The organism is Fibrobacter sp. (assembly GCF_045601785.1).
In the GTDB taxonomy this organism is placed as follows: domain Bacteria; phylum Fibrobacterota; class Fibrobacteria; order Fibrobacterales; family Fibrobacteraceae; genus Fibrobacter.
On the sequence record NZ_JAZSAF010000070.1, the window covers coordinates 1 to 15534 of the forward strand.

The 15534-nt window shown below is 53.2% G+C and carries 12 protein-coding genes; 11 read left to right on the forward strand and 1 reads right to left on the reverse strand.

What is annotated here, in order from left to right:
- Nucleotides 1-315 precede the first annotated feature (315 nt).
- Nucleotides 316-2379, reverse strand: coding sequence for an FISUMP domain-containing protein (locus tag ACKI61_RS11240; protein ID WP_407457791.1), 2064 nt, complete (start codon nt 2377-2379; stop codon nt 316-318).
- A gap of 146 nt (nt 2380-2525) precedes the next feature.
- Between ACKI61_RS11240 and ACKI61_RS11245 the strand changes: the two genes are divergently transcribed.
- The 11 genes from ACKI61_RS11245 to ACKI61_RS11295 all read left to right on the forward strand — a co-directional run.
- Entirely contained in the window at nt 2526-3338 is an 813-nt protein-coding gene (locus ACKI61_RS11245; RefSeq protein ID WP_407457792.1) for an alpha/beta fold hydrolase, read from the forward strand.
- A gap of 8 nt (nt 3339-3346) precedes the next feature.
- Nucleotides 3347-4384: an acyltransferase family protein gene (locus tag ACKI61_RS11250; RefSeq protein WP_407457793.1), complete on the forward strand. Its 1038-nt coding sequence runs from the start codon at nt 3347-3349 to the stop codon at nt 4382-4384.
- A gap of 98 nt (nt 4385-4482) precedes the next feature.
- Entirely contained in the window at nt 4483-5586 is a 1104-nt protein-coding gene (locus ACKI61_RS11255) for a vWA domain-containing protein (RefSeq protein WP_407457794.1), read from the forward strand.
- A gap of 12 nt (nt 5587-5598) precedes the next feature.
- Nucleotides 5599-6627 carry a vWA domain-containing protein gene (locus ACKI61_RS11260; RefSeq protein WP_407457795.1) on the forward strand — a complete coding sequence of 343 codons (1029 nt, stop codon included), beginning with the start codon at nt 5599-5601 and terminating at the stop codon, nt 6625-6627.
- A 258-nt stretch (nt 6628-6885) separates the two neighbouring features.
- Nucleotides 6886-7569 carry a DUF4956 domain-containing protein gene (locus tag ACKI61_RS11265; protein WP_407457796.1) on the forward strand — a complete coding sequence of 228 codons (684 nt, stop codon included), beginning with the start codon at nt 6886-6888 and terminating at the stop codon, nt 7567-7569.
- A gap of 10 nt (nt 7570-7579) precedes the next feature.
- Nucleotides 7580-8644, forward strand: a complete 1065-nt coding sequence (locus ACKI61_RS11270; protein ID WP_407457797.1) for an HlyD family secretion protein — start codon at nt 7580-7582, stop codon at nt 8642-8644.
- Nucleotides 8645-8704: 60 nt separating this feature from the next.
- Nucleotides 8705-10114 (forward strand): hypothetical protein, encoded by a 1410-nt coding sequence (locus ACKI61_RS11275; RefSeq protein ID WP_407457798.1) that lies wholly within the window; start codon nt 8705-8707, stop codon nt 10112-10114.
- Between the two features lies 1 nt (nt 10115).
- Nucleotides 10116-10946: a polyphosphate polymerase domain-containing protein gene (locus ACKI61_RS11280; protein WP_407457799.1), complete on the forward strand. Its 831-nt coding sequence runs from the start codon at nt 10116-10118 to the stop codon at nt 10944-10946.
- A gap of 30 nt (nt 10947-10976) precedes the next feature.
- Entirely contained in the window at nt 10977-12662 is a 1686-nt protein-coding gene (locus ACKI61_RS11285) for a lamin tail domain-containing protein (protein WP_407457800.1), read from the forward strand.
- 134 nt (nt 12663-12796) lie between these two features.
- Nucleotides 12797-14638, forward strand: a complete 1842-nt coding sequence (locus ACKI61_RS11290; RefSeq protein ID WP_407457801.1) for a TolC family protein — start codon at nt 12797-12799, stop codon at nt 14636-14638.
- A 21-nt stretch (nt 14639-14659) separates the two neighbouring features.
- Nucleotides 14660-15534, forward strand: an 875-nt coding sequence (locus ACKI61_RS11295) for an HlyD family secretion protein (RefSeq protein ID WP_407457802.1), incomplete at its 3' end; no start/stop codon positions are given.

Here is a 15534-nt window from a genome sequence, read left to right on the forward strand (position 1 = left end):
TGGGTTGAAGGAGATGGGTCCCAATGTCATGCACTGCGTCGGGCGCTACCGAGCCGCCGGGTTGCCCATCTCCTACCCATTTCTAAAAATAGACTAATGAAGGGGTGATTTTCGTCCTTTTTAAATATAGGACCGAGCCGAGCTATATGCGCACCGAAGGGGCGCCAATATAGCAAAAGTGTGCAAGGCGAGAAAGCGGGGCCGCTTGCGGACCCATTTTTGAGCCGCCGCCACGGACGCCGAAGGCGTCAAATTGGACCCATTTATGAACCGCAGCCACGGACGCCGAAGGCGTCAAAAGCCGTATGCCGCGTTTTACAGCAGTTTTTTCTTGCAGCGGACAGGCGCCTTCGATTTCTTCTCATAATCCGAGCTCGGTGACATAGACTCGCTAAAATCGTAGGTGCCGACAAAGTACACGGTTTGGTGAAAATGTAACTGGTAGGCGATCGTGCTTCTGTCTCCCGGTTTGTTCGGCCATGACCAGCTTCCCGTTGATTCCTTGGAAATCCATGTGGAGGCGTTGTACTTGATATATTCGATTTCGCCTGTCGACCTGGTGCCGATTTCCATGCTGTGAGAGGAAGAGCTGATGACATAGGTTTCCATGGCGTATGCAGTGTCAATTTTGTTGGGGGTAAAGTTTAATCCGGACCTGTTGTTGCCAAGGGGCCTTGGCCACCCATTCCTTGAGAGCGCCGAGTGGTAGTCGTCATCGGTAGACGATGACGTATATATGCTCGGAACGGCGTAGAAATCGAGCAGGTTACTTGCTTCAGAAGCGGTGAGGAGCTCCCATCCGTCGGGGCATATTCCCTGATGTCCCGATGTGTCGAAATCGGCTTCGGCACAATAGAGCGAGTCGCACGATTCATCAAGGGCCATCGCTTCGTGCCATACATACATGCTGTCTCCACCGTATTTCACGTTTTCTGCCATGACGAGCATGCCTCTCAGAAGGACGCTCCTGTATTCCTTATTGTCGCGGGAATCCGTAAAATGGTGGTACCAGATATGTTCGCTTGTATTACAGATAAATTCCTGTCCCCTGTAAGTTCCCTTTTCTCCGTTGTTGGTGCAAAGTCCGAGGCTATCTTCGGGAGCCTGGAGGGGGTACCAGCGGTTTCCGGCGCATACATATTTCTGGCTATTGAATTCACCCTTGCCGATGGTAATCATGTTGTATTGCCGGCTCGCATCGCACAGACCTTCTTCTTCGTCGGCCTGGCTGGCGACCTTCCACTTATTGTCCTGGCAAACATATTTTTGCTTGTTCAAGGAGACCATCTCGCCGTTCATCGTTCTGTCACATTTTTTGACGTCGTTGATGTGGGCTTCGTACCAGTATCCCAGGCTATAGTGGAAGGTGGAGTCGATATATTGGCAGAGCGTATCTCCCGCAATTTCGCATTCCTTAAGGACGGTGTCTTTAGGAGTGTATATCCAATGATAGGATGTTGCATAGCCGAGCTCTCCTGGTCCGTCCGGTGTTGCGTGTACAATCGTTGAATATTCTGAAGCTTGGCACAGGAAACTCGTGTCTTGCAGCATGAACCGCTGGTTTGCGATTTCTGCGTTGCATTCTCCGAACGTGAAGTCGAGCTTTTCTTCCATGGTCGCCGTTTCCCAGAACAGCTCCTTACAAATGTAATAGGTGGAATCGTGTTCTCCGATGGCACCTTCCTTTTCGTCGGTGCACTTGCCTAGCGATTCAAAGATAGTGCCTTTGTCGCTTACGCAGCGGACGTGCAATCTTGCATCTCTGTAGATGTCGTTGGAATGCCAGCTCGGGTCCCTTTCGAAACGGATATAGTCGGCGTAGCCGTCGCGGTCTACCTTTGACATGGTCCAGAACCCGGCCATCTTGCCTTGGTAGCGGCAGTCGGAACCTCTGCAAATTCCGGTCGGTTTGATGTCGAAATTCAGAATGTTGCCGCCGTTGCCGCTGACCACTTCTCCGTCGGTCGTGTCGCTTTCCCAGCCGCTGGTCGATTTGAGTGCCCAGCCGGCGGAATCTCCGTAAACCTTTTCGAGAGCTTTGAATAGTTCAAGCCATTCCTTTGTCTGAGACAGGTGCCAACCTTCGGGGCAGGCGCTCTGAGCGGATGTCCAACCGTACTTCTCATCGGAAGGAGAGTCTCCTCCTCCGGAATAGGCGAGGTTTTCGGCCATCCAGGTCTGCTCGCCAATCGTGATGGTATTGTATGATTTCCCATCACGGGGATCCTTGAAGTTGCCGGTGGACACGTCGATCGAGATTTCCTCGCCGTTCTCATTGACATAAGTCAGGTTGTCTAGGTCGGAATCGGAAGCGGAATCTCCGCAGGCGATAAAATAAATGGAACAGGCTGCTACGAGTAGCGAAAGTCCTTTTGTCATCTTCTAAACCTCCAAAGCGACAATCCTACATCAGGAATCATCTTTGATCAAGAAAAAGTAGCAAAAAAGTGCATGATGAGCAACAAGGACAAATTATTTTGCCTAGCACAAAATTAAAAACGGAGAACATAGCTATATTATTTTCTATGAGTGAAAATCTTGTATATACGGTCAAGACGGACCGATTTGAAATGGAATACGCCCGTATCGGCACCGGCCTTAAGCCCCTGGTGATCATTCCGGGACTTGCCATCAAGAGCGTCATGAAGTCGGCGTCGGCGCTGTCGGCGCCCTATAAGATTTTCTTGGAAAAATATACGCTGTACTTCTTTGACCGCAAAAAGGGTGCTGTTCCGGGTTATACCCTGCAAGAAATGGCGGATGATCAGGCAGAGGCGCTCAAGGCGATGGGTCTTTCGAAAGTCGATGTCTTTGGCGTGTCGCAAGGGGGCATGGTGGCGCAGTATATGGCCATCCGCTATCCGGAGCTCATCAGAAAACTGGTTCTAGGTTCTTCGACGTCGAGGGCGGAACCGTTGCAACTGAAAATTATCGGTCACTGGACGGGACTTGCCAAGTCCCACGATGCGACGGGACTTGTGGAATCGTTCATCGACAACTGCTTCAGTGAAAAGTTTGCCGCACGCTACCGCCGCGCCCTTTTGACCATGTACCGCGAAGTCTCCAATGAAGAAATGGACCGCTTTGCGGTGTTCTCCAGGGCCTGCGACTTTGTGGACACTTACGATGACCTGGGTAAGATCAAGTGCCCGGTGCTCGTGCTCGGTGCAGGCAAAGACCTTGTGACGACTCCGGAAGCTTCCCAGAAGATGGTGGACAAGCTAAAAGCTGAAGGGGTTGTCTGCGAATCGTTCATGTACGAAGGCTGTGGCCACGCCGTGTTCGACGAACTTCCGGAATACAAGGAACGCATCTTTAACTTTCTGGAACGCGAATAGGAATCCCGATGCCAGAAACTGCCGCAAAACCGCGCTATGCGTTCGTGGATCTCGCCAAGGGGATCTGCATTATGCTGGTGGTGTGGCACCATGTGGCAAGCACCTGGGGACTTGAGGCTTATCCGCTAAAAGAAGCTGTGTCGCTTTTCCGCATGCCGCTTTACTTTTTTCTGTCGGGGCTGTTCTTCAAGGAATACGCGGGCTTTCTTGATTTTGCCCGCCGCAAGGTGAACAAACTCCTGATTCCGTTCGCGTTCTTCTTTGTGGTGCTTTGCTGCATTTTCCCGTTCGTACTGCATTACTTTAACTTGCGCGCGAATCCCGGTGCCGCCGTTTGGTATTCGTTCGTGTGGAAGCAGAACTTCCCGAACATTCCCGTATGGTTCCTGTTGAGCCTGTTCTGGACGAACCTTATCTTTTACGGACTCTACCTGGCATCAAAAAAGTTCCCTGCGCGCCGCGCGACTGCCGCCCTGGTGGCCCTTTCCGTGGCGGTGGGGCTCGCCGGATTTTTCCTAGGTCGCTACAACATCAAGCTTCCGCTGTTCTGGGCGTCGTCAATGGCGGCGATCCCCTATTTTTGCGCGGGCCACATCGCGTTTCGCTACACGAAGATCCTTGCCCCGAACCGCTTCGACCGCTTCAACATTCCCTTGGCGCTCCTTGGCTTCGGAATAGTCGCACTTTTGTCGCTCAAGGCTCCGCCGGAATCGGTAAGCTACGTGAGCAACCGCTATTGGATTCCCGTGTGGATGGTGTACTCGTGCGGAATTCTCGGCACGTTGGCGGTGCTTTTGTTGTCGAAGGCGATCGGGAAGCTTCCGCTGGTATCTTATTATGGCCGCTATTCCATCATGGTCCTGGTGACGCATGGCTGGGTGCAGTGGGGGCTTATCAAAATACTTCGCGAATCTCTTCATGTGCATTGGCCGCGTCCCGTCGCGCTTGCGGTGGTGTTTGTCGCGACCATGCTGCTGTATTTGGGCATTATCCCGTTCATGAGGCGTTTTTTGCCACATGTGACCGCCCAGAAAGACGTGTTCTAATCTTTCCTACTGCCATTCCGCCTTTCTAGCTTTTTTCGCCGCATTTTTGTATATTCTTCCGCGAAAGTATTTGTTTTTTGCGATTTTTCGGAGATTTTATGGATTTAGGTGCGCTACATTTTCAGAATCCCGAGGCCTTCTGGCTGCTGCTTTTGGTTCCCGTATTTGTCGGTTGGTATGTCTATCGTGAACACCGCCGCAAGAGTACCATCAAGTTTCCGGCGCTTTCGATTGCGAAGCGTGCCGTCCCGAGTCGCCGCGTCAAGTTCCGTCATATTGTTCCTCTGCTCCGCCTTATGGCCCTTTGCTGCTTTGTCGTGGCTCTTGCCCGCCCGCAGAACGCCATGGAAGTGGAATATACATCCACAGACGGCGTAGATATCATGCTTGCGCTCGATGTTTCGGGCTCCATGGGAACGCTTGACATGCTCACCCGCATGGAACAGGCTAAACTTGGCGTGATGAACGCCGAACGCATCCTTAAGTCGGGCGACTATTGGAAATACAGCCGCTTGGGTTATGCCCAACAGGTGATTGCCGATTTTATCCAGAAGCGTCATAGCGACCGCATCGGTCTTTCCGCTTTCGGGTCTCGCTCGGTGACGCAGTGCCCCCTGACTCTCGATTACGGCTCACTGCTCGAAATTCTGAGGGCGTCCGACGATCTTGCCCGCGATTCCGTAATGAACAGCCGCACCGCCATTGGAGATGGACTCATGAATGCCCTGGCGCGCTTGCAGAAGTCCGAGGCCAAGTCCAAGGTGGTAGTGCTTTTGACCGATGGTCGCGACAATGCGAGCGTCGTGCCCCCGATGCGCGCTGCCGATGTGGCTCAGTCCCTGGGTGTCAAGGTCTACACGGTGGGTGTCGGCAAAAGGAATGGCAAGATTCTTTCGTTCCAGCAGAATCCGTGGACAGGGGAAATTTCTTGGGGCGAACGCGACATCACCCCCGAAGAAGGCATCGACGAAGGTGTGCTGAAGTCCGTGGCGCAAAAGACGGGTGGCCGCTTCTACCGCGCCGAAAACAAGGAAGAGCTCGAGAAAATCTATTCCGAAATTGACGAACTCGAAAAGACTGAAATTGAAACGGTTGCCTACGCCCGCTATGCCGAAAAGTTCTACCCGTGGCTTTTGGTGGGTGCAGTCCTTATTTTGCTAGAACTGTTGCTTGCGAATACGCGCTTTGTGCGCATCCCGTAATGGAGGTGTCTGATGCGATTTGCTGAACCGATGTTCTTGTGGGGTCTACTTACGCTCCCTCTGTTTGCGCTCCTTTTTGTGTATGCCTACCACCGCCGCAAAAAGCTCGCCGCCCGATTTGTTTCGCTATCGATGTTGCCTAAGCTTTCGACTTCGGTGTCGCCCTGGCGCAGGCTTGCGAAAGTCACGATACTTTTGTTTGCGATCGCATTCCTGTTTGTCGCCTTGGCGCGTCCGCAGTGGGGCCGCAAGATGGAACACATCGAGCGCCGCGGCCTCGACTTGGTGCTTTTGCAGGACATTTCGCTTTCGATGCTAGCCGAAGACGTAAAGCCGAACCGCCTGACCCGCAGCCGCCACGAGATTTCGGCGTTCCTGGAATCGCTTTCGGGAGACCGCGTGGGGCTTGTCGCCTTCTCAGGTGAAGCCCAGGTGATGGTGCCGCTGACGCTTGACTATGGCACGGTGCAGATGATGCTCCGCGAACTCACTCCGGGCTGGCTCATGCCGGGAACAAACCTTGAAAATGCAATCCGCAAGGGCATGTCGCTGTACAAGAATTCTGGAAGTGCGGGGCAGTATTCGGTGATGATCCTCATGAGTGACGGCGAAGAGCTCGAAGCCGCCGCCGTGAATGCCGCAAAGGAAGCGGCTGAGATGGGTATCCGCATCTACACGATCGGTATTGGCTCCCGCGAAGGCGTGCCTATTCCCGTGCCTTCGAAGAACGGCGAAGTCGCCTACAAGAAGGATATGCAGGGAAACATCGTGACCACCCGCTTGGAAGATGGTACTCTGCAAGAAATCGCAAGCGTCACCGGAGGCCTGTACTTCTACGCGAGCCCTGGCGAGTTCCAGCTGCAGAAGGTGCTTACCGAAATTGCAAGCTTGGAAAAGAAGGAACAGTCGTCAGACCGCATGGAAAACTACCAGGACCGTTACCAGATTTTCCTGGGCCTTGCCGCATTCCTGTTCCTGATCGAAGCTCTGGTGTCTGAGCGGGGCCGTCGCCGCCGCACCCAGGTGGGACGCTTCAATTAAGGAAAAATATTTTTACCGTTTTTTGCACGCTTTTTGCACGCAAGCTATGTTTGCAAAAATCTTTTTAGGTGCTTTTGGGCGCCTTTTTTGCTATTATTTGGGAAAGGTGTAAAAAATAGGGCGTAATCACCCCGAAATGTCCTGTTTTAAAGGTTCTGTTTGGTTTTTGTTCATCCAATTTTACACAAAAATTCGCTATTTTGCGATTGATTAAAGTAAATTTTGGACGATAAGAAATAGTCAACCAACGGAGTCTTTATGCTAGACCTTTTAGCCGTTCAGTCCGGCACCGCCAATGCCACTCTCATTACATTGGCGTATACCTTGATTCTCACGTTCATCCTGTCCTCGGTGATTGCCTGGACCTACGAAAAGACCTTCCTTGGACTTTCCTATTCCAGAAACTTTGTGCAGGCGATCGTCTTGAGTGCGGTGGTGGCTGCAACCGTGATGCAGGCCATTGGCGACAACGTGGGCCGCGGTCTCGGTATGATGGGTGCTTTGTCGGTGGTGCGTTTTAGAACGAGCTTCAAGGATCCCCGCGACATCATGTTCGTGTTCGCCTCGCTCGGTGCGGGTATCGGATGTGGTGTGTATGCCTGGGGAGCTGCCGTTGGTGGTACGGTTGCGTTCTGCCTGGTCGCCTTTCTTCTTTCCCGTACGGGTCTTGGCACCAAGCACTTCTTTGACGGCATGCTCCGTTTTGCACTCCCCAACGAAGCGGGTGTCCGTGGCCAGATTGAAAACTTGATGAAGACCAACTTGAAGACCTTTATCCTGATTACGATGCGCGAAGTCGACGGTGGTGCTCGCCTTGATGTGGCCTACCAGGTCCGTCTCCGTGCGACTAAGCCCGCCGCAGAAATCCTGAGTGAGCTTTCTAAGATCGAAGGCATCTCGGACGTGCAGTTCATGATGCAGGACGCCACGACGGAAATGTAGGAGTGAGTATATGAGCAAGCTTGAAGATTTGATTGATAACTTCTGGAATACGCACAAGAACAACGCCGGTGTGGCCTACCTTTATGGTCACAAACTTTCGATTGCTTGGGTGCTTTGTGTGATTATCGCTGTAATCCTTGGCGTTATTTATCAGGGCAAAATCGCTACGTTCCAGGGAATTGCCGAAGCGACTGAAACTATCATCAGTGTTCCGAGTCCGACCGAAGTGGTCAAGGTGCATGTGATGCCGGGCCAGTCCATCAACGCGGGGGACACCATCGTGGAACTCAACCGCCCCGATCTTACGCTCCGTATCGCCGAAGTGACTCGCGAACTGGATGCCAGCGAGGGCCGTAGCAACCTTTCTGCCGCCGATATCGACCAGAAGGTGGCCGCTGTCAAGGCGGACCTTGCCACGAAGACTCTTACGCTCAAGTCTGAAATCAACCGACTTGAATCGGAATACAAGAAGAACAAGGAAATCGCTTCCAAGCTCAAGAGTCTGAAGAATTCGAATTCAGCAACTGACGGAAACGATGCCATGGCCATGCAGATTAAGAGCCTGAAGAACGAGCTCGCCGTGGCTAACGCCAACGCCAATGAACAGATCAAGCTTCTGCGCAGCAGCAACCGTTTGCAGAAGAACGCTGGTAAGAGTGAAGTAGAAAACCTAAAGAAGGAACTGGAAGAACTCCGGAAACAACAGGAAGAACTGGTTCAAATTGCCAAGGAAAGCTGGGTCGTGGGTTCCGTGAATGTCCACGATGGCGAAAAGGTGTCTAGCTTTGCTCCGATCGTTACCTTGACCCACAAGTCTCCGACGCTTGTCCGTGGCTACATCCACGAAAGAATGTACCAGCGCTTGGATGTTGGAGAATCGGTCAAGGTGAAAACCCTGAGTGGCACGGGCAAGCCTATCAAGGGTAAGGTCGTAGGTCTTTCTAGCCGCATCGTGGAATTCCCCATGCGCATGTGGAAAATGCCTGAAATGCCGATTCACGGTCGCGAAGTTATTATTACGATTCCTGCCGAAAATTCGTTCCTCTTGGGAGAAATGGTCACAATCTCTGAGTAAGTTCTATAAACGTCATTGCGAGCACCCTTGGGTGCGAAGCAATCCATTGGATGAAATTTTATGAATCGTTTTGCTTTTATTTCTTTGCTTGTGGTGGCTCCGCTGATGGCCTCTCCCTTGACCTGGGAGACGCTTGTAAAGTCTGCCGATGAAGACCTTCGCTACCAGGCATCGCAGAAGCGCGCAAACATAGCTTCGTCACGTAACACCAAGCTGTGGGAAAAGCTTGAACTGCGTTACAAGCTCGACGGCTTTAGCTTTGCTAGCCACGACTTTGAACTGCGCCTTACGCCGAAGCCCTTTGGCGAAGGTTCTGCCGACCGTGCCCACTACGAAGCGCAGATGGCATACGCCAACGCACAGCTGGCCGAAGACCGTGGCATTTTGCTCTACGACCGCTACGAGCGCGGCATCCACTACCTGATGCGCCAGCGCATCCAGCGGCTGAACCAGGAACTTTACCAGGTCAATTCCGACCGCATCGAAGTCCTGCACATGAAGGCGGGCTCTGCAAGTTTCAATCCGCAGGACCTGATGTCTGCGCTAGAAAAGGAAGCTTCGATCCGTGCGGCCCTCATTAGCGATTCCAATTCGCTCCAGAATTCCGAAAGGAAGCTCCGCGTATGGATTCCCGATTTTGAAGGGGTCGAGCTGGATTCGTCGTGGCTTCCGTCCATGGAAGAAATCGAATCTCAGCTTTCGGGTGGCATCGAAGTGACCGATGACTACCCGCAGCTTGCGATGGCGAAGGGCAAGATGGATTCCGAAAAGGCCCGTGCCAAGCAAGATGTAGCAAGCCGCCAAGATTACATTTCTCATATCGGTATTGGATATTCCATGAAGATCGAGTCCCTGATGAAAAAGTACAAGGACTTGGACTACAAGGATGTGGTTGCCGGTGTCTACAGTGACTATTACGACGAGTACATGGAAAAGGGTGGCTGCTCCGAGTACGATACCAATCCGCTGGGCGAACAGGTTTGCGTCTCCTACAATGAAAAGTACCTGCTGACCAAACTGGTGGACGACAACGATTCCCGCCGTACCCGCGACAAGTTCTTTGCAACACTTGCAATCAAGCTTCCGTTCTTCGACAGCAACAAGGACAACGACTTGCGTAACCAGGTCGCCGATCTCGATGCCGAAGGCGATTACATGGCAAAGCTTCGCGATGTGAATGTGAAGGTAAACCGCCTTGTAGAACAAATTAACGGATACCTTGCCCAGTGGAAAGTCCAGAAGGATTTCGTCGACAAGGTAAAAGAAGGCAACATCTTTGAACAGTTTGCAAAAGACGCGGGCTCCGATCCGCTGCTTTTGCTGCGCGCCCGCGAAAGCGCCATCGAAAGCGAACTGAACGCTGCAAAGCTTGAAACGACGATTTACGATCTTTACCTGGAACTGCTCCAGTATGCAGGAAAGCTTTCCAAGGAAGGGGTGCAGAACCACCTAGTAGGGGGGCTCAAGTAGTATGGCCGAGGCCCGCGGATTTAGCCTTCTGGAAAGGTTCGAACTCAAGTACCACATTCCCGTGGAATGGGCCGATCGAATCGGTGCCTTTCTTGCGCCGTACTGTGAAGAAGACTACTACTCCAAAATAACCCCGGGCGGATTCTACTGGATTACGAACCTCTACTTGGATTCCCCGTCTTGGACGTTCCTCGGCTGGAAAAAGAAACAGCTCCTGGACCGTTTCAACATGCGCATTCGCACCTACGGCGAACACCCGGCTCAAGACGGGACGTTCCACTTCGAATGCAAGCGCAAGATTAAGAATATCTGCTACAAGAGCCGTGGTACCATCAAGGGAATCAACCCAGGCGAAGTCTGGAACATGAAGCCCGAAGACTGGCCGTGCAAGGGCGAAAGGGACCGCATGTACGTGAAGGATTTCTTGTACAAGACGGAACTCTACAATGCGCATCCGCGCCTACTCACGCAGTACAAGCGCCGTGCCTGGTTTGGACTGCGCGAAGAATATTCCCGCGTGACAATCGATACCGGCATGCGTTTTCGCGAAGAGAACGGCTTTGACTACACGGTGGATCCGCACTACATGCATTCAACGGGACTTCCAAGATTTTTCCAGCCGGCCTGTGATGCGGTGCTCGAGCTCAAGTGCCCGTGTTCCCAGGTGCCTTACTGGATGTTCGACCTGATCAAGTTTTTGAACCTAAAACACGCCGCGTTTTCCAAGTTCGGCAATGCCGCCGCGGAATGGAAGCGCGTCTACGAGAATCCGCGTCGCTTTAAGACCCCTTATTGGACAAAGCTCGCCGTCGGCTCGGGCGAAAATTATTAAAATAGAAAAGAGTTTAACGAGGATACCTTTATGGATATCAAAAAGAAAATAGTAATGGGAATGGGCGCATCGGCGCTGTTCTTCCTTGCGGCCTGCTCTTCTTCGGACTCCTCTTCGGCTCCTGAAGAGGACGATCCCACCCTGTCTTCTTCCGTAGAAGGTTCCGACCCGAACTCTTCGGGCGATGCCTCTACTCCGGGTTCTTCCAATAGCTCGGACCCGTCTAATCCTGGTTCTTCGGCAGCGGAAGTCGTTGACGAGACTGTGACTCAGATGTCAATTACCGAAATCATGTACAACGCTCCCGATGCGTCTGAAGTGGAATGGGTCGAGGTGGCCATCTCTAGCGGTCCCGATCTCAAGAGCATGCTTGCATCGGGTGTGCGCCTGGATGGTGCGGTGACCTTCACCTTCCCCGACGAACCGTTGGCGAAGGGCGAATACATCGTGGTGACCAACGATCAGGCGAAGTTTAAGGAAATGTACCCCGACTTCTCTGGAAGGCTCTTTGGCCCCTGGGACAAGGACCCTGCCACGGGTGAAGTTGCGAAGCTTTCGAACGAAGGCGATGTCATTGACGTGAAGATTTTGCGCGATGGCGACGTGAGCTGCTCCTTCAGTAAGGAACCTCCTTGGCCGTCTCTTGCCGATGGCAAGGGCAGAACGCTCGTATACAAGAGCGGAAACCCGGCACAGGCTTCTTCCTGGGGCGCAAGCAAGATTCTTAAGGGTAATCCCGGTGTCGGTGACGACGAATGGCTCACCACTTCGAATGTGCGCCTGAATGAAATCATGCCGACTTTGACGGGGGCCGCTGCATGGGTGGAACTCTACAATGCCGGTACCGAAGCAGTTGACGTGACGGGTTGGACATTTGAATCCAAGGTCCGCGAAGAGACGCTTACGATTACGTCGGGTGTGGTTCCTGCCGGTGGCTACCTGGTCTTGGATGCGGAAACTTCTTTTGATAAGAAGTTGATTGTGAGCCCTATCGGTGGCGCCTACTACCTGTATGGTGCAACGGAAGGCGACGAATCTAGCTTGCTGCTCCCGTCTAGCGAACTTTCGAGCGGTGTCGTCGACTTGAGCGACGGCTCTACGGCTCAGGGTGCCATGAAGACGGCCACCAAGGGCGAAAAGAACTCTTCGCTTTACATTGGCCCCGTGGTCATCAACGAAATCCACTACCATCCTAACGAAGAAGATCCGAACCAGGTCGAATTCTTGGAACTCAAGAACACTTCTGCCAGTGATATTACGCTTTATGACAAGGTGGCTGTCGGAACAGGTAGCCGTGGCTGGAAGGTTGAAGGCATCAACATGGAATTTGCTTCTACGGATGTCCTGCCTGCCGGTGGTCTTGCGGTGCTGTTCCCCGAATCGCTCTCCACGGCCTTGGGTGAATCTATCTTGCGCAAGCGCTTCTCGATTGCAGAAAATGTGATGATCCGCTTCTACAAGGGTAAGCTTTCGAACCGAGGCGAAACCATCGCTGTTAAGAAGCCATACGCCGTGTTGCCGAGCTCTTCTTCTCCAAATATCGACCAGTGGTACTACGATTGGTCCGACGCGACCCTCTATAGCGATAGCTGGAAGGGTAGTGTCGATTACAAGAAGGCGGACGGTCTTGGCTACAGTCTGCAGCGCAAGGACTTTACCACCATGGGTTACGAATCGGCTGCCTGGACTGTTGGAGAGCCGACTCCGGGCAAGTGATTGTAAACCCGTGCTGACTGTCAGTGTTTTATAAACGACTTGTAAGAGTCTTATAATACATTTTTTGTAAAAAGCAAGGAAATCGCCCTTTGGGGGCGGTTTTTCTGTATAGAAAAATTTATTTTTATTGTGTTATGAAAAAGTGTGTGATTTTGGGTATTGCAGCGAGTGCTGCCGTTTTTGCCGCACCCATTTCGCTATCGGACGCGATTGCGATGGCAAAGGCGAACAATTCGCAGATTAAGGCTGAAAGGGCCAAGGTCGAAATGGCCGAGAGCGGGCAGACCGAGGCTCGTTCCCGTTTTATGCCGCAGTTGTCGTTGACAGCTAGCGTAACAAAGATTAACGATCCCATCTATATTGACCTGGGTGAGATTCAGCAGGGGCTAAGCGGCCTTGCGGGTGGACTTGCTTCTGTTGGCCCGGCGGCGGTGTATTCCAAGGCCTATATCGATGCCTATAACAAGGCCCAGGCCGGCTACGCGCAGGCGTACCAAGGTGCCTTGCTCCAGGGAATGTCAGAAGAAGCGGCAGCCGATTTCGCCACCCAAAAGCTGGGTGGAAAATCGGCGAAAGAGATTGCCCAGGAAAGCGCCGACCAGTATGAAGCCGATACAAAGCAAAAGCTTGATGGCGCCAAGTCGCAGATCGATGATGCTGATTTCCGCATGAAGGTGCAGGACGATGTTTTCTTTAACGCACGCCTGACAGCCATTTGGCCGATTTTTACGGGCCTCAAGATTTATTCCGCCTACGATGCCGCCAAAGAAAACGTGAATGCCAAGAAGGCGGCCTTTGACATGGCGCAAAACACAATCCTCATGGATGTGGCGACCAAGTACTTTACGCTGCGACTGGCCGAAGAGCTGACGGTACTTCGCGAAAGCACCAAGAAGAACCTGGAAGAACACCTGGCCCGCTCCAAGAAATTGGAAGAAGGCGGCCAGATTAGCAAGGCGGAACGCCTGCGCGCCGAAGTGGCTTTGGCTGAGGCTGAAAACGCGCTTGAAGATTCTTACCGCGACCAAACTCTTGCTCGCTTGGCTCTTGCAAGTCTGTTGCATACGGACACGAACATTACGGCTATCACTCCGGTGCTTGCTCCGGAACAGACTTTGGCCATGGATGAATTCAAACAGCTCGCCATGGATAGGCACCCGGGCCTGCGCCAGCTGCGCACTGAACGCAAGCGCAGCCAGGATGCGGTGAGCGCTGCCCGCGCCGATTATTATCCGACGGTGGCGCTATTCGCCTACAAGGAACTTTATACCCGCGACCTCACGCTCCTGGAACCCGATTGGGCGGTGGGTGCCAAGATGCAGTGGGACTTGTTCAAGGGCGGCGAGACTCGCTCTAAGGTGAGCAACGCGAAGGCTCTCGACCGTTCGCTTTCGAGCATGGAAGAGCAGACGATGGACAACATCGGGCTCCTCGTGGAAAAGCGTTGGCGTGAAATGGAACACGCCAAGAGCCGCCTGGAAAGCTTGAAGAAGACTCGCGAACTCGCCGAAGAAGCGCACCGCAGTCAGACTTTGGCTTATGAGGCGGGCCTTGCCACGGGCTTGGATGTAGTGGATGCTGAGCTTGCGCTTTCGCGCCTGCAGGTGGCTGACTTGAAGGCGCATTACGATGCAGTCATTGCCTGGCTCGGACTATTGGAAGCGAGCGGTGAAGTGGTGAATGCGGGCGAGATGCTTAAGAACGTGAAGCCTGTGGAAGAGACGAAGGTTGAAGAATCGAAGCCCGCTGAACCCGTTGCAGAACCTGTCGCTGCCCCTGCTGAAGTGCCTGCCGCACCGGTTGCAAGCGACTCTACAAACGCTGCCGCGAATCCCTCAACAAACGCTGCCGAGAGCCCCTCAACAAACGTCATTGCGAACCCCGAAGGGGTGAAGCAATCTACAGCGGAAGATTCTGCACCGGCAGATAGCGCCAAGGCGCCAGAAGCGGCAACGCCTGCTACACCTGCAAATTGATTTTAGAAACGGAGAAAAAGAATGAACGTCTTGAAAGTGATTGGAAAAACTTTGGTCGTCTTGGCGTTGATTGCCCTGATTGGCCTTGGTATCGTTACCTTGCAGAAGTTTGCAACAGAACCCCGCGACGCCTATTTGCAAGGCCAGATGGAAGCTCGCCGCGTGCTTGTGGCGGGTAAAGTGCCTGGTCGCGTGGAACAACTGTTCTTCCGCGAAGGTGACATGGTCGAAAAGAACGCCATTGTAGCAATCATCAGTAGCCCCGAAATCGAGGCAAAAAAGATGCAGGCCCAAGGTGCTTTAGGTGCAGCTCGCGCCCAGGCAAACAAGGCTAAAAACGGCGCCCGCTCCGAAGACATTACGGCCCTCAAGGCCATGGCTTCGCGCGCGCAGGATGCCGCGAACCTTGCGAAGAATACTTATGACCGCGTGCAGAAACTTTATAACGAAGGCGTGCTTCCGCTCCAGAAACGCGACGAAGCCGAGACCCAGATGAAGGCCTCGCAGTCCGCTGCCGACGCCGCCAAGGCCCAGTACGAACAGGCTCTCGCCGGCGCCCGCAGCGAAGACAAGGCTGCCGCAAACGCACTCGTGATGCAGGCGAAGGGCGCCAACGCCGAGGTCGACGCCTACCTCGAAGAAACGAAAATCCGCGCCCCCATCGCAGGCGAGGTCTCCGTGAAACTGGTCGAAGAGGGCGAAGTCGTAGGCTCCGGCATGCCGGTAGTCGCCATTACCGACCTCGACGATTCCTGGGCGGTATTCCACTTGCGCGAAGACCTGCTCAAGAACGTGTCCAAGGGCAAGACCTTCAGCATGTTCATTCCGGCACTCGACAAGAACGTGGAAATGGAAGTCAGCTACATTGCGTCTGTAGGCGATTACGCCACCTGGCG